The sequence below is a fragment of the Arthrobacter sp. ES3-54 genome (assembly GCF_029504395.1).
In the GTDB taxonomy this organism is placed as follows: Bacteria; Actinomycetota; Actinomycetes; order Actinomycetales; family Micrococcaceae; genus Arthrobacter.
The window spans coordinates 85,136-104,684 of the sequence record NZ_JAQFIF010000002.1 but is presented as its reverse complement, the minus strand read 5'-3'; the positions used below and the strand labels follow the sequence as shown (position 1 = coordinate 104,684).

Annotated in this window: 12 protein-coding genes; 10 read left to right on the top strand and 2 right to left on the bottom strand. The window is 66.2% G+C overall.

Annotation, left to right across the window (positions count from 1 at the left end; translation table 11 throughout):
- Positions 1-559 precede the first annotated feature (559 nt).
- From M2428_RS03530 to M2428_RS03520, 3 genes are all read left to right on the top strand, one after another.
- A complete protein-coding gene (locus M2428_RS03530) occupies positions 560-5,938 on the top strand; it encodes a peroxidase family protein (protein WP_277523784.1) in 5,379 nt (1,792 codons plus the stop codon).
- A gap of 117 nt (positions 5,939-6,055) precedes the next feature.
- The gene (locus M2428_RS03525) at positions 6,056-7,768 is read left to right on the top strand and encodes a multicopper oxidase domain-containing protein (protein ID WP_277523783.1); all 1,713 of its coding nucleotides are present in this window, start codon (positions 6,056-6,058) and stop codon (positions 7,766-7,768) included.
- 1 nt (position 7,769) lies between these two features.
- Positions 7,770-8,633, top strand: a complete 864-nt coding sequence (locus M2428_RS03520; protein ID WP_277523782.1) for a hypothetical protein — start codon at positions 7,770-7,772, stop codon at positions 8,631-8,633.
- Between the two features lie 33 nt (positions 8,634-8,666).
- On the opposite strand, the gene M2428_RS03515 is transcribed toward M2428_RS03520, so the two are convergent.
- Entirely contained in the window at positions 8,667-10,406 is a 1,740-nt protein-coding gene (locus M2428_RS03515) for a long-chain-fatty-acid--CoA ligase (protein ID WP_277523780.1), read from the bottom strand.
- 387 nt (positions 10,407-10,793) lie between these two features.
- Here M2428_RS03515 and M2428_RS03510 point away from each other — a divergent pair, with 387 nt between their 5' ends.
- From M2428_RS03510 to M2428_RS03485, 6 genes are all read left to right on the top strand, one after another.
- Positions 10,794-12,110, top strand: a complete 1,317-nt coding sequence (locus tag M2428_RS03510; RefSeq protein ID WP_277523778.1) for an erythromycin esterase family protein — start codon at positions 10,794-10,796, stop codon at positions 12,108-12,110.
- Between the two features lie 33 nt (positions 12,111-12,143).
- A complete protein-coding gene (locus tag M2428_RS03505; RefSeq protein WP_277523776.1) occupies positions 12,144-13,013 on the top strand; it encodes a universal stress protein in 870 nt (289 codons plus the stop codon).
- A 116-nt stretch (positions 13,014-13,129) separates the two neighbouring features.
- Positions 13,130-13,816 (top strand): hypothetical protein, encoded by a 687-nt coding sequence (locus M2428_RS03500; RefSeq protein ID WP_277523774.1) that lies wholly within the window; start codon positions 13,130-13,132, stop codon positions 13,814-13,816.
- Between the two features lie 270 nt (positions 13,817-14,086).
- Positions 14,087-15,292: an inorganic phosphate transporter gene (locus M2428_RS03495; RefSeq protein WP_277524521.1), complete on the top strand. Its 1,206-nt coding sequence runs from the start codon at positions 14,087-14,089 to the stop codon at positions 15,290-15,292.
- Entirely contained in the window at positions 15,289-15,510 is a 222-nt protein-coding gene (locus M2428_RS03490) for a hypothetical protein (protein WP_277523773.1), read from the top strand. The genes M2428_RS03495 and M2428_RS03490 overlap by 4 nt, the downstream gene beginning before the upstream one ends.
- A gap of 110 nt (positions 15,511-15,620) precedes the next feature.
- Positions 15,621-16,169 (top strand): dihydrofolate reductase family protein, encoded by a 549-nt coding sequence (locus M2428_RS03485; protein WP_277523771.1) that lies wholly within the window; start codon positions 15,621-15,623, stop codon positions 16,167-16,169.
- A gap of 30 nt (positions 16,170-16,199) precedes the next feature.
- Here the strand turns inward: M2428_RS03485 and M2428_RS03480 are convergent, their stop codons facing one another.
- Positions 16,200-16,664 (bottom strand): hotdog fold thioesterase, encoded by a 465-nt coding sequence (locus M2428_RS03480; RefSeq protein ID WP_277523768.1) that lies wholly within the window; start codon positions 16,662-16,664, stop codon positions 16,200-16,202.
- A 19-nt stretch (positions 16,665-16,683) separates the two neighbouring features.
- On the opposite strand from M2428_RS03480, the gene polA reads away from it, so the two are divergent.
- Positions 16,684-19,542 (top strand): DNA polymerase I, encoded by a 2,859-nt coding sequence (gene polA, locus M2428_RS03475; protein ID WP_277523766.1) that lies wholly within the window; start codon positions 16,684-16,686, stop codon positions 19,540-19,542.
- The last annotated feature ends 7 nt before the right edge of the window (positions 19,543-19,549 follow it).

The window sequence follows — 19,549 nt, the reverse complement described above, 5'->3', positions numbered from 1 at the left end:
GGCCTGGCTCCCGCGTGGACTGTCTGGCTAGTGCGCACGCCGCAGGCGACCGGCCGGACCCAGCAGATGCACGGCCCGTGCACTGCCCGCCATTGGGCGCGGGTACCGCCCGGCACCGGGGTGCACCCCCTACACCAGAAACGTCCTAGCGCTTGCTGAGGACCTGCTGTAGGCCGGCTGCAGGTAGCAAGGGCCAAAAATTCGGGTCCTCGAGAAGTAGCCGTTACCTGTCTGTTATCCGCCGCCGGTCTTTCGGCGCAGTACTCCCCGCGCGGGCTGCCTTGCCGCCGTCGGCCTCCGGGCGAGTATCCCAACGCGGCGGGGCGCGTACCCGGAGCGCGTCAGCCAAGTGGTCGGAAGCCCCTGAAATCGCCCGACCGCGGTCCGGAACGTAAGTTACTCGCCGCTCCCAGTTTTCTCCAAGGAATCACCCAGCACTGTTGCACCATCACTCACTCGAAGAGGCAGGTGTGCAATGAATTTGTTCTCATGCAAGAAGGTCGACGGCCAAAGACGTGTCTTTAGCCGGCCGACCCGCGCAGTAGCAGCAGGGACAGCAATGACCTTGCTCAGTTTCATCGGACTCACCACAACGGCGCTTGGCGCCAACGCAGCGCCGGCACCCGTCGGCGCAGGCTTCACCGTTACCGCGGCCGACCTGGCCTACATCCTCAAGCAGATCAAGATCGCCGAGGCGCACGTCGCGAACACGACGTCGGCCACCGGCCCCTGCGGTGCCCTCATCGGACGGGGCCCCAACCAGATCCCTGACGCCCTGACCTCGTACGGGCTCCGCACAGTGGACGGCTCGTGCAACAACCTGCTCGCCGGCCGCGAAACCTACGGGGCCGCCGACCAGCTGTTTCCGCGTTTGACGACGCCGTCATTCAACACCGCGGACTCCGTCCCTGCCGGTTTCGGCCCGGCCGGTACGTCTTCCTACACGCAAAAGTCGGGCAATGTGTTCGACTCCCAGCCGCGCCAGATCAGTAACCTGATCGTGGACCAGACCTCCACCAATCCCGCCGCTGTAGCCGCCGCCGGTTTCCCGGTCCGTACCCAGGGCAACCCTGGGTTGTTCCCCTGCACCACCGATCCTGACCCATTGGCGGATCCGGAGGTCGTCGGCGTGCCGGCAGGCTGCGTCCCCACTGGCGACACGCTGTTCATCCCCAACGTCACCACCGACGTCGGACTATCTCCGCCGTACAACTCCTTGTTCACCCTCTTCGGGCAGTTCTTCGACCACGGTGTGGACCAGACGGTCAAGGGCGGCGGAACGGTGTTCGTGCCGCTCAAGGCCGACGATCCGCTGATCACAGTGGGCCCCGACGGCAAGGCGGGCACGGGCGACGAAGTGGCTCCCAACAGCCCGAACGCGTTCATGGTCCTCACCCGGGCCCAGAACCAGCCGGGCGCGGATGGCACCCTGGGTACCGCGGATGACGTCCAGGAAGCCGCCAACACGGACTCGCCCTACGTGGACCAGTCCCAGACCTATACGTCCCACCCCTCGCATCAGGTGTTCCTGCGGGAATACATCAACAACGCTGCCGGCAGGCCGGTCGCAACCGGCAAGCTGCTTGGCGGCGTCGCAGGCCCCACCGCAGGCGGTATGGCCACGTGGGCGGGCGTCAAGTCGCAGGCAGCGATCTTCCTCGGCCTCAAGCTTGAGGACAAGGACGTCACCAACATCCCGATGATCGCCGCGGACCCGTACGGCAAGTTCATCCCCGGTCCCGCGCGCGGTCTGCCGCAATACGTCACCCTGACCGGACTTGTCGAGGGCAACACAGCTGCTCCCGTTCCTGTACCGGCGAACGTGCGGTACTTCGACACGCCGTTCCTGACCGACATCGCACACAACGCCGATCCGTCGCCGCAGGACACGGACCACAATCCTGCCACGCCGCCCGTAGCCCCCGTAGCAGACGGTGACAACACGGCGTCGGCGGATTTTGCGAACCAGCCCGCCGGGACTTATGACGACGAAATGCTCAACGCGCACTTTTGTGCCGGTGACGGCCGCGTCAACGAGAACATCGGCCTGACCACCATCCACCAGGTGTTCCATTCGGAGCATGACCGCCTCGTGGCGGATATTGAGAACACCCTCACCAACGACACCTCAGCCACCGGCGTTGCCGCACTGGCCGAGTGGAAGCTGGCTGCGGGTGCCAACGGGTGGAACGGCGAGCGCCTCTTCCAGGCGGCCAGGTTCGTCACGGAAATGGAATACCAGCACCTGGTGTTCGAGGAGTTCGGCCGCAAGGTCCAACCCGCGATCCAGCCCTTCCACGTCTACCACACGGACCTCAACTCGGCCATCAAGGCGGAGTTCGCCCACGCGGTCTACCGCTTCGGCCACTCGATGCTGACCGAGACGATCTCCCGCACCAACGCGGACGGCAGCGACAACTCCATCTCCCTGCTTAAGGGATTCCTGAACCCGCCCGAGTACACCAACGGCGGATCGGCGGGGTCCCTGACCTCGGAAGAGGCCGCGGGCAGCATCGTCATGGGCATGAGCGACCAGGTTGGCAACGAACTCGACGAGTTCGTCACGGGCACCCTGCGCAACAACCTGCTGGGTCTTCCCCTGGACCTGGCGACGATCAACATGACCCGCGCACGCTCCGAAGGCGTCCCGCCGCTCAACGAGTTGCGCCGTCAAATCAACAACGAAACGGGCGACGCCCAACTGGCTCCCTACACGAGCTGGGCTGACTTCGGGCAGAACCTCAAGCACCCAGAATCGCTGATCAACTTTGTTGCCGCCTACGGCACCTACCCGACCATCACCAGCGAAACCACGCTGGCGGGCAAGCGGGCAGCGGCCAAGGCAATCGTCGATCCGGGCACCCTGGCGACTCCTCCCACGGCTGACATGAGTGACTTCATGAACAGTGCCGGACCGTGGGCCACCCAAGAGACCGGCCTGAACAAGGTCGACCTCTGGGTCGGCGGCCTGGCGGAGAAGACCAACCTATTCGGCGGGCTCCTGGGCAGCACGTTCAACTACGTGTTCGAGAACCAGATGACCGACCTGCAGAACGGTGACCGCTTCTACTACCTCCTGCGCACGCCGGGCATGAACCTGCGGGCACAGCTCGAGAGCAACTCCTTCGCCGAGATGATCATGCGCAACACCGACGCGCACTCGCTCAAGGCAGATGCTTTCGGCACCGCCGACTGCAAGTTCCAGTTGGGTAACCTGGCTGGTACGCCGGCGGGGTACACGACATCGGGGGCCACGGTCGCCGATGACGCCACCAGCGAGTGCAAGGAGAACCTGGTTCTCCTGCGCAAGCCGGACGGCACCATCCAGTACATGGAGAAGAACACAGTCGATCCGAGCGGCATCAACGGCCAGTCGGTGTACAACGGCACCGCTAACGCTGACCGGGTCACGGGCGGCAACGACAACGACACGTTCCTCGGCAACGAAGGCAACGACGTCATTGAAGGCAACGGCGGCGACGACATCGCACTCGGCGGCGACGGCAACGACAGGATCACCGATCTGTCCGGCGCCGACGTCCTCAAGGGCGGCCCGGGCAACGACTACATCAACTCCGGCATCGGTGATGACATCAACATGGGCGGCGACGGCCAGGACTTCACCAACGGCGGCGCCAACGACAACGAAACCTTTGCCGGCGAAGGAAACGACTTCGTGCAGTCCGGTGACGGTGCCGATGCCACGTTCGGTGACGGCGGCGATGACTGGATCCAAGGCGGTTCCGGCCAGGACCTGCTGATCGGCGATCACGGCGCACCGTTCTTCGACGACCCGGCCCAGACGAAGCCCGGAAACGACGTCTTCGTCGGACAGGTTGGAGAGAACGACTACGACGCCGAAGGTGGCGACGACATCATGACGTCCAACGCGGCGATCGACCGCTACGCCGGTTCAGCCGGTTTCGACTGGGCCTCGCACCAGTACGACACCGTGCCGGCCGACGACGACATGAAGATCAACAACAACCTCGTTGGTGTCCCGCTGCCGGTCGTCGTCAACCGCGACCGCTGGCAGGAAGTGGAGGCCAACTCCGGCTCCAAGTTTGACGACGTCATCCGCGGCGACGACGAAGTGCCGAGCACCGTAGGTGGTGCAGGCTTCAGTGGCTGCGACGTCCTCGACCAGACGGGCATCAACCGGATCGCCGGCCTGCAGGCCATCCTCCCGGCACCGACCACCCCGCTTGCACCGGTCGAAGCACTCTCACCGATGGGCGTCTGCCCCCTGACCGGTCCGGTCTGGGGCGACGGCAACATCCTCGTCGGCGGCCTCGGCAGCGACAAGCTGGAGGGCCGTGGCGCCAATGACGTGCTCGACGGCGACCGGTACCTGAAGATCCGCATCAGCGTGCGGAACGACGCAGGCACAGAGATCGGGACCACCGACCTCATGGAGCGCCCGTACCAGGCAGGTAACCCTCAGACCCTGGCGGCCGCAGTAGCGGCCGGCGTCGTCAACCCGGGGAACCTGGTGGCTGTCCGCGAACTGGTCACCCCCACCGCCCTCGAAACCGCGGGCAACCGGGACGTCGCGATCTTCTCCGGACCGCGGGCCAACTACACCATCACCACGACAGGCGGCACCGGCACCATCGGTTCGGCTGGCTCGACCACCACGGTGGTGGACAACGTTGGAGTCGACGGCACGGACACGATCCGCAACATCGAGTTCCTGCAGTTCTCCGATACCGTTCTGCCCAACGCCCCGGTCATCGGCACGGCAACCGCCGGCGCCGGGCAGGCAACGGTGCGCTGGACGGCTCCGACGGTCGGCATTGCCGACTCCTTCTCCGTGAAGGTGCTCGACGTGACGTCGAACCCGGCCGGCGTCCAGGTTGGTGCCCTGCGCACCGCACCGGCAGGCGCCACCAGCCTGGTGGTGACCGGCCTGGCGAATGGGTCCCAGTACCGGTTCCAGGTGCTGGCCAGCAACGCCCTCGGTGACAGCCCGTTCTCGGCACTCTCCAACACGGTGAGCCCGACGACGGCGACCGTACCGGGAGCGCCCACCATCGGGACGACCACGGCCGGGAACGCTTCGGCGACCGTAAGGTGGACCGCGCCGGCGTCCAACGGCGGATCCGCCATCACGGGCTACACGGTGCGCGCCTTCGCCGGAACCGTCCTGGCACGTACGCAGGCGGTTACCGGCAACGTCGGATCCGTCGTCGTGACGGGTCTGACGAACGGGACGGCGTACACGTTCGACGTCGCGGCCGTCAACGCAGTGGGTACGGGCGGATTCTCGGCCCGCACCGCAGCGGTGACACCACGTACCGAGTTCGTGGCTCCCACCCTGACGGCGCGGTCCCCTGCACCGGGGGCATTGTCGGTCAGCCAGGGCGCCAACGTGACGGCAACGTTTAGTGAAGCAGTGACGGGGGTTACGGGAACGAACTTCCAACTGCGGCAGGGCACCACGGCGATCGCCGCCGTCGTGACCTACAACTCACTGACCCGCGTCGCGACGCTCAACCCGGTGGCAACGCTGCCGGCAGACCGCCTCTACACCGTGACCGTCTCCGGCGTCCGTGACCTTGCGGGCAACACGATGGCGGCGAGCACGTGGACGTTCACGTCCGGACCTCTTCCTGTCATCACCTCATCGACCCCCGCTGCGGGAGCCACAGGGGTGCTGCGGAACAGCAACACGACGGTGGCGTTCAGTGAGCCCATCACCGGGTACACCACTGCAGGCAGTGTCCGGATCGTCCGGGCCTCGACGGGAGCCGATATCGCGGTCGCGGTGACTTACAACGCCACGACCAGGGTGCTGACAATCAACCCCAGTGCGACGCTTCTCGCCAACACGCAGTACAGGGTCATCATCACCGGTGGCACCACCCGGATCCGCGATCTGGCAGGCAACCCGTTGCCCAGCCGTTCGTGGACATTCACCACGGGATCAGCACTGTAGTAGCAGTCTGAGATTGCCGGCTGGCGGGCCCGCTACGGTCCGCCAGCCGGCTTCCTCAATATTTCGAAAGCCACTTTTCGACACGGTATACAGCTCTATTGCCCACTTGGAGGGGCCATGACTACACGACGCGAGATCTTCAAACTGGGCGCTGTCGGCGCTCTCGGCCTTGCCGGATTCAAAGGCGGCGACGACGACATCCCGACGACGGGCACGACCGCCACGGCCGGGACACCGCTCATCACCGCCAGCCGACTTGCACCGCAGAACATGCCTGTGCCCTATACGGGCGTCTTTCGCCGCCCGCCGGAGCTCGTCCCCTTCGCGGCCGGCTTCGACGACGGCGACCCCGCCCGTCCCTTCGCCCGGTACGCCCTGACCCAGAAGCTCGGCCAGGCCCAGTTCGTGCCCGGGCTGAACACCACTGTGGCGGGCTATAACGGCATCTTCCCCGGCCCCACCATCCGGGCCCGGCAGGGAACCCGGATCGAGGTGCGGATCCGCAACGACCTGCCCCCCGTCGGGCTCCTGCAGCCCGCCCGCTTTGATACCGTCACACACCTGCACGGCTCGGCGTCGCTACCGCAGTACGACGGCTACGCCAACGACATCACCGTCCCGGGAAACGTCAAGAACTACCGGTACCCCAACTTTCAGACGGCACGGACCCTTTGGTACCACGACCACAAGCACCACATCACGGCCCAGAACGTGTATTCGGGGCTCGCGGCCTTCTATCCGCTCTCCGACAAGTTTGAGCGTGCCCAACTGCCGCAGGGGGAATTCGACGTACCACTCATGATCTCGGACGCCATGTTCAACGCCGATGGCTCCCTGGCATACAACGACAATGACGTGAAGGGCCTCTGGGGTGACATCATCATGGTCAACGGCGTGCCGTGGCCCACCATGAAGGTCAAGCCCCGGATCTACCGCTTCCGGGTGCTCGACGCCTCGATTTCGCGGTCCTACCGGCCCACACTGTCCACCGGAGACCCCATCTACGTGGTGGGCACCGACGCCGGCATGACGCCCACAGTGCAGGCCGTGAAGTCGTGGCGGCAGGGCACAGCGGAACGCTATGAGGTGCTGATCGACTTCCGCAAATACCGGACCGGCCAGCTGATCGAGCTGCGGAACCTCAGCAACAAGAACAACATCGACTTCGCCAACACCAACAAGATCATGCGCTTCCAGGTGGTGGCTGACTCCGGTTCGGGGGCCGGCTCCATTTCCAGCATTCCGGCAACTCTGGACGACGGCGGTTCCGTCAGCGCGGCCAACGGCGGGATCCCCACTATGAGCCTCACGCCGGCGATGGCGAAGGCGAAGCGCGAGCTGAAATTTTTCCGGGACCACGGACAGTGGACCGTCAACGGCGTCACCTGGGCCGATGTGGAGAAATCCGGGTTCACCAAGCTGTTCGGCAACCCCCAGCCGTTCGACGTCGAGCAATGGACCATCATCAACGCCTCCGGCGGCTGGTTCCATCCAGTGCACATCCACCTCATCGACGCCAAGATCATCGCGCGGAACACCAACGGCGGCCAGCCGTTTGCCTGGGAGAAGGGCCCCAAGGATGTCTTCTACGCCGGCGAGAACGAGTCCATCACGGCCCTTATGCAGTTCGACACCGGTGCCGGCGGGGGTGGGCGCTACATGATCCACTGCCACAACCTGGTGCACGAGGACCACGACATGATGGTGCAGTTCTCCGTGGGCGACCTCCGTACCAACGACCCCATCACGTCCGACCCACCGGTCCTGGACACCGCCGCGTCCGACTCGTTCCCGCCGGTGTACCGGCCCGGATTCCCCGCGGGGACCTGAGATGCGGAGCCCGAGTCAGCTCGGCGCGGCGGCCCTGCTCGTGCTGGCGCTGAGCGCCTGCACAGGCGGAACGCCGTCACCGGCGCCTCCCACGTCTAGCGCAGGGGCTGTGCAAAGCGCAGCGCCGGTCTCGCTGGAGACCGGGACAGACGTCGGCAACGGCCGTCCGGCCGTGAGCAACGATGGGCTGATGGTGCGGCGCCGCGCGGTCATTGCCGTCCACCCCGCCGCGGGCGCCGAGCCGGGCGGGCCGCGCGCAAGGCTCGAGCAGACGGCAGCTGCCAGCGGCATCGTCCTATCCGACATCCCCCCGGACGTGCTCGAACCAGCGATCCTGGAGCACCTCGCGCCGGAACTGATCCTGGCGCTTCCGGCCGGAAGCACGGGCGAGGACGCGGAGAAGCTGGCCGAGCTCGCCTTCGGTCCGGAGGGCAGTTACCCGGGCGTGGAGCATGTCCACGTCGCCTCAGTCCTGGTCCACGATCTCCAGTTCAGCGTCGCTGCCGCCGATCCGGCAGCACTGGCCAGGTCCGTCGCCGCGGAAGGCATTCTCTCCGACGCGCTCGGGAACTACGGCACCACCTTGGATAGCGGAGCCCTGAAGGTCACCTACACGGGACCACTGCTCAGCGACCTGCTGGTGGAATCCGTGCGGATCGGCATGGCCCGCGGCGCCGGCGTCAAGCCCGCGGACGTGACGTTGGCTCCCCGTTCGGCCACGGGCGAGGGGGTGGACATGTCCCTGGAGCCGGAACCGGCACCGGAGCCTGAACCGTCTCCGGGGGACAGCGGGACGCACTCGCACGACGCCGGCAGCGACGACGCCATCGCACCGACTCCGGGTTCTGAGGAATCCGGGCACTGACCGCACCAGTGGCCGGCCGGAGCAAGGGGAACGCTACCGGCCGGCCACGAGTGTGTCCCGGATCTCGCGGCGCAGGACCTTGCCGATCAGCGAACGCGGCAGCTCGTCCATCACGGCAACGCGGCGCGGCACCTTGTAGGCGGCCAGGTTCCCCCGCGCGAACGCCAGTAGCGACTCCGGGTCGATGCCGGCACCCGCGGACGCCACGACGGCGGCCACCACGTCTTCGCCGCCGCCGGGGCGGGGCAGCCCCACCACGCATACGTCCTTGACGCCGGAGTATTCGGAGAGGACGTCCTCGACTTCCGTGGGGGAGACGTTGAAGCCTCCCGTGATGATGAGTTCCTTGAGCCGGTCCCGGACAGTCACGAAATCATCCTTGTCCACCGAGACAATGTCCCCCGTGCGGAACCAGCCGCCTTCCAGCAACACTTCCTCTGTCTCCTGCGGCCGGTTCCAGTAGCCGGCAAAAACCTGCGGACCACGGATCAGCAGCTCGCCCTCCGTGCCGGGGGCACGGTCCAGGAGAACGTTGCGCGGGTCCACCACGCGGATGTCGGTCAGGGGAAACGGGACCCCCACAGTTCCCGGTTTCCGGCTGGGCCCGAAGGGGTTGCCCAAGGCGATGGGCGAGGTTTCCGTCAGTCCGTAGCCCTCGATGAGGAAGCCCCCGGTCGCCTTCTCCCACCTCTCCACTGTCGCCGTCGGCAGGTTCATCGCCCCCGAGATGGAAAACCGGATGCTGTCCAGCGCGATACCGCGCTCAGCGGCGGCCGCGGCGATCCGGTCGTAGATCGGCGGCACCGCCGGCAGGAACGTGGCAGGCGACTTCTTGTGCGCCTTCAGCACGAGGTCGACGTCGAACTTGGGGAACAGCACCAGCCGGGCACCGATGCTCAGGGCAAAAGTCATGCACAGCGTTAGCCCATACGCGTGGAACATGGGCAGCACCGCGTACACGGTTTCCCGGCCGTCCTTGAGCCCTGGCACCCAGGCGCGGCCCTGCGCGGCATTGGCCTGCAGATTGGCGTGGGTCAGCATGGCGCCTTTCGGCTGGCCCGTGGTGCCGCTGGTGTATTGGATGACGGCCAGGTCGCCGGCGGCCGGACGCGGATGCCGTTTCTTCAGCTCGCCGGCGGCAAGGAGTTCTTTCCAGGCCAGCACGTTCCGGCGCGCCGGCTGTGCCACGGGCCTCGGCGGGTGCTTGCCGGCTGCCAAGGCGGCCCGGGCCGCGCGGGCTGCGGGGATAGGGAGCCGCAGCGCCATCCGTTGCAGCAACGGCATCGCCGGGATCAGCTCAACGGAGACGATGCTTTGCAGCCCGACGTCGGCCGGCAGTTGACGAACCTTGTCAACGGCCTTGTCCCAGACTATGGCGACGGTGGCGCCGTGGTCCTCGAATTGATGGCGTAGTTCACGGTCCGTATATAAGGGATTGTGTTCGACGACGACGGCGCCCAGGCGCAGCGCCGCGTGGAACGCGATTATGTGTTGTGGGCAGTTCGGCAGGACCAGCGCCACCCGGTCACCGGCCCGGACGCCGAGCGCCTTCAGGCCCGCGGCCGCCCTGCTGATGGCGGCTCCCAGTTCGCGGTAGCTGGTGCGCGCGCCGAAGAATTCCAGCGCGGTCTTGTTCCCGTAGCGCCGGACGGACGAGTCCAGGAGGTCGACGAGGGACCCTTCGGGGAGCTTGAGGTTGGCCGGCACTCCGGGGCTGTAGTGGCGGGTCCAGGGGCGGTCGGGACGCGGGGCCCCCGCGGATCTGGTGCTCATGGTGTGTCCTTGCCACTGGGTTGGGCTGGGTTGGGCAGGCTGGGCCGGACTCCCGGCTCCGGGCCCGGCAGGGCCCATCAGGAAATCCTACCGGCGGGAAATCCTACCGGCGCGGCGCGGCCCCGCACGGACGTGCGTCGCCGGCGAGCGCCGTAGTGGCGGCGCGCGGACGCCCGGAGGTGACTTTTGGCCCTTGGCACCCGGCAGGCCCGGGCGGAGGCTGGGGCGTACACCGCGAGCCGCAGGTCTGCGCACTTCACAGGGCCGCGCTGTTCCACATGTTTGCGCAATGTAAAAGGTCCACGGGAGCGCCATGAAGTACCAGCAGTCGACCCTGAAGTTCCTGGGTGCCTCCGACACCCGGACGCTCGACACCGAGGACCGGCGATGAACTCCGACGGCGTCACCCGGACCACCGTGTTGAAGGAGATCCACGATCTCGCCCGGCCGCTGAAAACCGATCGTGATCTTAACGGCCTCGTTCGGCGCGCTGCCGACTGCCGTTTCGTAGCCATCGGCGAAGCGTCCCACGGCACCCATGAGTTCTACACCTGGCGCGACACCCTCAGCAGGCGGCTCATCGCGGAGGAAGGCTATAACTGGATTGGGGTGGAAGGGGACTGGCCCGACTGCTGGCGCATCAACCGCTGGGTCCGCGGCCAGGAGGGGAAGGACCAGGGCGTCCATGCGCTGCTGTCCGGGTTCGAACGCTGGCCGACCTGGATGTGGGCCAACGAGGAAGTCGCGGCATTCCTGGACTGGCTGCGCGGCTGGAACGCAGCCCGGCCCCTGGACAAGCGTGTCGGTTTCTACGGACTGGATGTCTACTCGCTCTGGGATTCGCTACGCGAAATCATCGGCTGGCTGCAGGAGAACGATCCCGAGGCCGTGCCCACGGCCGAGCGGGCCTGGCAGTGCTTCCTGCCCCACCATGAGGACCCGCACCAGTACGCCTGGAGCACGCGGCTGGTGCCGCAGTCCTGCGAGCCCGACGTCGTGGCCCTCTTGACCGAGGTCAGGAACCGGGCCTTCAGTCCCGGCCCCCATGAGGAGGACGCCTTCGACGCCGTCCAGAACGCCGAAGTCGCGGCCAACGCGGAGCATTACTACCGCATCATGGTCCGGGGTGACCGGCAGTCCTGGAACGTCCGCGACCACCACATGGCGGACACGATCGACCGGGTCAGCAGGCATCTCGGAGCGGCGTCGAAAGGCCTGATCTGGGAACACAACACGCACATCGGTGATGCCCGGGCCACCGACATGGCGCAGGATGGCCTGGTCAACGTGGGACAGCTGCTGCGCGAACGCCACGCCGGCGAAGGGGTGCTGCTGGTTGGCTTCGCCGCCCACCGCGGCTCCGTGCTCGCCTCCGACGGGTGGGGCCGCCCCGAGCGCATCCTTACGATGCCGGCAGCACGTCCGGGCAGCCACGAAGACTTCCTGCATCAGGCCCTCGGCGTGCCGTCCGTGCTGGAGTTCGGCGACGACCGGACCGGGCCATGGCTTTCGACACGGCTCGGCCACCGGGCGATCGGCGTCGTCTATCACCCCGAGAAGGAGGCCGGGAACTACGTTCCGACCCGGATGGGGGAGCGCTACGATGCCCTCATCTGGCTTGAACACACCGCCGCCCTGCGTCCGGTGCACCATGAGGGGCCGCCCCGGGAACCGGAGTTCGAGACCGAGCCCACCGGATTCTAGGCCGGTACGGACTCCAAGAAGGCAGGATCCAGGATGAGCAAGGCAATCGTCGTCGGTTTCAACGGGTCTGCGGGCAGCGACGCCGCTCTGACCTGGGCCCTGGCGCGGGCCGCCCGGGACAAGCTTCCGGTCATCGTCGTCCACGCGGTGGACGACCGCTGGATGTCTCCGGATTTCCAGTACCACGAGATTATCCGGGAATCGGGGATGGAACTGCTTCAACAAGCCCGGGAGAGCGCCAGTGGGCGGGCCCCGGACGTCGAGGTGGACATCCAGCTTCGTCATGGCAGCGGCGGCTCGGTGTTGCGAGACGTGTCTAAGGAGGCAGCCATTGTGGTGGTTGGCGGCCATGACAAGCGTTGGTTGGACGGTGGTTCCATGACGGACCGTGCCCTGCAGGTTGTCTCAGCCTCGGAATGCCCGGTTGCTGTCATACCCGCGAAACAGGGGACGGGGGAGCGGGGCGTGGTGGTCGGCGTGGACGGTTCTGCGGAGTCGCTGCAGGCTGTCGCATTCGCGGCCGCGGAAGCTGACCTGGGCGGTGACGAGCTGACCGTGGTCCTCGCCTTCAAGAGCCCGGCCCGGTGGGTCGAGAAAAAGCTGCCGTCCAGCGGCCTCGCCGAGAGCATGGTTGAGGAGGACCGGATCGTTCTCGCCGAGTCGGTCGCGGGCCTCGGCGAGAAGTATCCGGACCTGATAATCCAGCAGCGCCTTGAAACGGACACGGAACCGGCGAACGCCCTGGTGAATATCGCCGCCGGAGCCAGGCTGCTGGTGATCGGAAGCCGCGGGCGCGGCGCGTTCTCCCGGACGGTGCTCGGCTCCACGGCGCATGCTGTCCTGCTGCAGGTGCCGTGCCCCACCATCGTCACGCGCGTGCACCGGGTCAAGCACGGGGACTGACGCCGGGCAAGAGGTGCCTTGCCTCGGCCTTGCCTCGGCCCGGCCCGGGACTGGCAGGACCCCCCTGTCCGCGGAGGGGGCTTTTCGCCGCCGCCAACGGATGGGAGGATGATGCCGTGGACCCCTTCTTCAATTTCGTCACCCACTTTTGGTGGCTCGTCTTTCCCCTGAGCGGCCTGGCCGGCGGGTGGGCGCGCTCGTGGTCCAAAGCAGCTGAACGCCGGCACCGGCGCCGTGTGGAGCTTTACACGCTCAAGAACCAGGCGGCGCAGGCCGAGCAGGCAAGCAAGGCCGATGTGCTTGCCCTCATGAAGGCGCACGACGCCGTCAACCGGCGTTGGCTGGACTACGAACTCGACGTGGGAAAGCTGATCGACTTTCCGGTCATGACGGATGTCCGGGAGCCGCTCACCGTGGCTTTCCTGCGGGCAAAACGTGAGGCCGACGGGCTGCGCCCCGCCGCCCCCGGAGAAGTCAGGACCGCCGCAAGGCTCGCAGAGTATCGGGCAGCCGTGACTAGTTTTGAACTGGCATTCGACGTTGCCGAGCGGGAAGCCAAGCGGATCCGGGACAGCAAGTTCACCGGGCCGGAACGCCAGCGGCTGGAGACTGCCCGGAAGCTCCTGCGGATCGCATCGGACGCGGCCGCGACTCCCGCCGAGCGGCAGACGGCGTACAGGCGTGCCCGCCGGGAACTCGACGGGCTCATCGTGCTGCCGGAGGCTACGCTCGCTGCGCTTGAGGAAAAGATCGCTTCGATGCTCGACGCCGGCCCCGCGCCGGAGGTCCGCCGGACCGTCTAAGGGCGCCGTGGGCCGTGGGAATCCCGCCCGGCCCGCTGTGAGACGCGTCGCACCGCCGCCATGAATGCCGTGTACCGCACCGCTGGCCGGAATTTAGGGTCTTCTGGCATGTTTTGCCCTGCCGTCTTTCCCACGTACCATCGATAAGGTTTCAAACTGCTTAAGTGACCACTGCGAGTTCGTCCGGATCGTCATCGGATGAACTCGCAGTGGCCATGGGGCACGGGGATGTGAAACTGCTGATCATTGACACTGCAGATTGGGCAACAGGTGGAAATCACCGTAATGGTGGCGCTAGTGATATCGCTGGCGCTGTTCTTCGACTTCACGAACGGATTTCATGACACCGCGAACGCCATGGCTACGCCCATCGCGACCGGCGCCATCAAGCCCAAGACAGCGGTCGCCCTCGCGGCGGTGCTAAACCTCGTGGGAGCGTTCCTCTCCACGGAAGTCGCCAAGACCGTTTCCGGCGGCATCATCAAGGAAGGCACGGACGGTGTCCAGATCACCCCGGACATCATCTTCGCCGGGCTGATGGGCGCCATCCTCTGGAACATGATCACCTGGCTCAAGGGCCTGCCGTCCAGTTCCTCGCACGCGCTCTTCGGCGGCCTGATCGGGGCTGCGATCGCCGGCATCGGCATCCACTCCATCAACTTCGAGTCGCTCATGCAGAAGGTCATTCTTCCCGCAGTGTTCGCACCGATCATCGCCGGCGGAGTCGCCTACCTGTGCACGCGGCTGGCGTACGCCCTGACCTCCCGCCACGACCCGGAAACCGGGGACAAGCTCACGCAGAAGCGCGGCGGATTCCGGACCGGGCAAATCTTCACGTCCAGCCTCGTGGCGTTGGCCCACGGCACCAACGACGCCCAGAAGACGATGGGCATCATCACCTTGGTCCTGATCTCGGCCGGCACACAGCCCGCCGGCTCCGACCCCCAGTGGTGGGTTATCACGGCCTGTGCCCTCGCCATCGCGATCGGTACCTACGCCGGTGGCTGGCGGATCATCCGCACCATGGGCTCCGGACTTACCGAAGTCAAGCCTGCCCAGGGATTTGCCGCCGAAGCCAGCACTGCCAGTGCCATCCTGGCCTCGTCGCACCTGGGCTTCGCCCTGTCCACCACGCAGGTGGCCTCCGGCTCGGTCATTGGCTCCGGGATGGGACGCCGCGGCACCACGGTGCGGTGGGGAACCGCAGGCCGGATTGCGATCGGCTGGCTATTCACCCTACCCGCGGCCGGGATAGTGGGTGCACTGACTGCCATGCTCGTGCAGACCGGAGTCATTGGAGTGGTCATCGCGGCCGTGGCCGGCACCGCCGCCGTGGCCTATATGTTCGTGCATTCACGCAAATCCCACGTCGGCCACCACAATGCCGTCCAGATCGAGGAAGTCGGCCAGGCCGTGCAGTTCCGTAAGAAGAAGTCCCTCGCCAAGGCGATCAAGAACGGGAGCGCCAAGCGATGAAATGGTTGGAACTGTTCACCGTGGCCGGTGCCACCCTTCTGTCCGCGGTGACAGTCGTCGTCCTCTACGCCCTGGGTGTCCGGCTCACGGCCATCGCGGGCGACATCCGAAACTCTCCAGCGTCGTGGACCCGTCCGCTCGCGTACGCCTGCTTCGCCGTGTGCGGCGTTGCCGTCCTCTTCGGGCTCTACCTGATCATTCCGTACTTCCACAAGTAGCAGCTGCCCGCACGCCGGTCGCTCGTCGGTGCTGTTCGGCTGTCCCCTGCGGACGTGAGGTCGTGCGTCCGGGGATGGGAACCGGGCACGGCATTGGCTAGGCTGGGGCCATGGTGAGCTTCCAGTACTTCGTGGCCTCGTCACTGGACGGGTACATTGCCACTGACAAGGATGATCTGGCCTGGCTGCTCCAGTTCGACGGATTTGACGGCGGGCAGGACAGCTACGACGCATTCATCGCCGACGTCGGCTGCATCGTCATGGGCGGCGAGACCTATGCCTGGCTTAGGGAACACGAACCCGATACTTGGCCCTATCCGGGCACGCCGTGCTGGGTCTTCACCCACCACGAACACTCAGCCCCCAAGGGCGCCAATGTCACGTTCGTGCGCGGGGCCGTCGGCGAGTTCGTGGACGACCTCAAGGACGATGCCGGCGGCCGGAACATCTGGGTTGTGGGCGGGGGCGTCCTGGCAGCGCAGTTCGCGGACGCCCGGCTGCTGGACGAACTGATTGTCTCGGTCATTCCCGTGGTTTTGGGCAGCGGCAAGCCGTTGCTGCCCATGACAGGGCCGACGCCGCCGCTGGAGTTGACGTCTTCGCGCACCTTGGGCCGGGGCATCGTGGAGCTGCGCTACCGCTTCCCGGCCCGGACGTAGCCGGATCCGGTACCCCTGGCAGCCGAGCCCCTAGGGCGCGATATCGCGGATAAGGTTCGTGATCCGGGCGGTGGAGAGCCGGCGGCCGTGCTCGTCGGTCATCACGATCTCGTGAGTGGCGAGGGTCCGGCCGAGGTGGATGGCCGTACAGGTACCGGTGACGGTGCCTTCGGAGATCGCCCGGTGGTGCGTCGCCCCGATCTCAATCCCCAGCGCCTGCCGGTTGGGGCCCGCGTGCATGCCCGCCGCGAAAGAACCCAGGGTTTCGGCGAGTACCATGTGGGCCCCGCCGTGCAGGATGCCGGCCACCTGGGTATTGCCCTCCACCGGCATGGTGGCCACAGTGCGTTCCGGACTCAGTTCAAGGAAGTGGATCCCCATCTTCACCACGAGGGCCCCGACGCCGTATTGGCCCAGCCAATCGTGCATTTCCTCGGGAACTCCGGCCGCCGCGAGCTCGGCCGCGTAAGGGCCGGGCGTGAAATTGTCCATCATGGGAACTAGGCTGGCACCTGTGAGCGAAACTACCAAACCGGCCATTGCCCCCTTTTCTGCAGCCCCCCTTTCTGCGGACACTGCAGCAGACCTTCTCCCGGCAACTGAGCCGGAATCAGCGCTTGCGGTTAAGTCCGCCGGTAAATCCAGCCGGGCCGCGGGGTCGGTTTCCGCCACCGAGGCCCCTGTGATTCCCATTACGGACCAGCCGCGGCTACTCGTGCTCGATGGTCACTCCATGGCCTTCCGGGCGTTCTTCGCGCTGCCCGCGGACAAGTTCTCCACCGCCACGGGGCAGCACACGAACGCCGTCCACGGCTTCACGTCCATGCTGATCAACCTGATCAAGGAACAGAAGCCCACCCATGTCGCCGTGGCCTTCGACGTCTCCGACGACACGACCCACCGCAAGGCCGAGTACAGCGAGTACAAGGGCGGGCGCAATGAGACTCCCCGGGAAATGAGCGGCCAGATCGACCTGATCGACAAGGTCATGGGCGCGTGGGGCATCAAGACCATCAAGATGCCCGGCTGGGAAGCTGACGACATCCTGGCCACGCTCGCCGCCATGGGGGAAAAGGCAGGTTACGAGGTGCTGCTGGTCTCCGGCGACCGCGATGCCTTCCAGCTCATTACGGACAACGTTTTTGTGCTGTACCCCAGGAAAGGCGTCAGCGATATTCCCCGGATGGACGCGGACGCCATCCAGGAGAAGTATTTCGTCAGCCCCGCCCAGTACTCGGACCTCGCCGCCCTGGTGGGGGAGTCCGCGGACAACCTTCCCGGTGTTCCCGGCGTCGGCCCCAAGACGGCAGCCAAATGGATCAACCTCTACGGCGGTCTTGAGGGGGTCCTGGAGAACCTCGACGCGATCGGTGGCAAGGTGGGGGATTCCCTCCGCGAATATGTTGAGGACGTCAAGCGCAACCGCCGGCTCAACAGGCTTCACACCGATCTCGACCTGCCCGTCACGCTGGACGAGCTCGCGGACCCGCGGCCGGACCAGGCCGCCCTTGAGGAGCTGTTCGACACCCTTGAATTCAAGACCATCCGCGCCCGGCTCTTTGCCCTCTACGGCAGTGAAGTTACGGAGGCCGAGCGGGAAAGCCTCGACATCCCGGACTTCGTGATCCCGGCGGACGCAGCCGAGCTCGGCGCCTTCCTCGCGGCCGGTGCCGGCAAGCGCTCCGCTGTGGCGGTCGATCTTGTGCCCGGCCGGATCGGCGAGGACGCCGCCGCGGTGGCAATCGTCCGCGATCACGCCGCCGTTTACATCGATCTGGCCAGCCAGGACGCCGAAGCCGAAAACGTCCTGGCCGCCTGGCTGCGTGACGGCCAAGCGCCGAAGGTCGTGCACGGGTTCAAGGCTGCCCTGAAGGCTCTGACCGCCCGCGGCCTGGAACTGGAGGGTGTGGTGGATGACACCTCCATCTCCGGCTACCTCATCCAGCCCGACCGCCGCAGCTACGAGCTCGCGGAGCTGGCGCAGCATCACCTCAACATCGCGGTTTCCACCGAGGCCGCCAAGGAAGGCCAGCTTGAGCTGGCGTTCGACGGCGACGACGCCGCCGCTGCCGGCGCGCTGGTCCACGTGGCCGCCGTCGTCCAGGCCCTGAGCCGCTACTTCGAATCAGAACTGACGGAACGCAAAGCCCAAGACCTGCTGACCACCCTTGAACTGCCCGTCAGCCGGGTGCTGGCCGACATGGAACTCGCGGGAATCGCCATCGACATGCCGCGCATGGACGAGCAGCTATCGGACCTCGCCAAGGTGATCGAGAACGCCCAGGAGCTTGCCTTCGCCGCGATCGGCCACGAGGTCAACCTCGGGTCGCCGAAGCAGCTCCAGACCGTGCTGTTCGACGAACTCCAGTTGCCGAAAACCAAGAAAATCAAGTCCGGCTACACCACCGACGCCGCCTCGCTCAAGAACCTGCTGGAAAAGACCGGGCACGAATTCCTGGTCCAGCTGATGGCGCACCGCGAGTCGTCGAAGCTGCGCCAGATGCTGGAGTCGCTGAAGAAGTCCGTCGCAGAAGACGGCCGGATCCACACCACCTACGCGCAGAACGTCGCAGCCACCGGCCGGATCTCCTCCAACAACCCCAACCTGCAGAACATCCCCATCCGCAGCGAGGAAGGCCGGCGCGTCCGCGGCATCTTTGTGGTCAGCGAGGGCTACGAGTGCCTGCTTTCCGCGGACTACTCACAGATCGAAATGCGCATCATGGCCCACCTCTCGGGGGACACCGGGCTGATCCAGGCCTACAAGGACGGCGAAGACCTGCACCGGTTCGTGGGCTCGAACATCTTCCATGTGCCCACTGACCAGGTGACCAGTGCCATGCGTTCCAAGGTCAAGGCGATGTCCTATGGCCTCGCGTACGGCCTGACCTCGTTCGGCTTGTCTAAGCAGCTGGAAATCTCCGTTGACGAGGCACGGACCCTCATGAAGGAGTACTTCGACCGGTTCGGCGCCGTCCGCGACTACCTCCGCGGAGTGGTGGACCAGGCCCGGATCGACGGCTACACCGCCACCATCGAGGGGCGCCGGCGTTATCTCCCCGACCTGACCAGCACCGACCGGCAGCTGCGGGAGAACGCGGAGCGCATCGCGCTGAACTCGCCAATCCAGGGATCGGCCGCTGACATCATCAAGCGCGCCATGCTGGGCGTGCATGCCGAGCTGGCGGCACAGGGCCTCAAATCGCGCATGCTGCTGCAGGTCCATGATGAACTTGTCCTCGAAGTCGCCACGGGCGAGCGCGAGGCGGTCGAGAAGCTCGTGACCGAGCAGATGGGCTCGGCCGCGGACCTCAGCGTCCCGCTGGACGTCCAGATCGGCCTAGGCTCCAGCTGGTACGAGGCGGGGCACTAACGGTTTA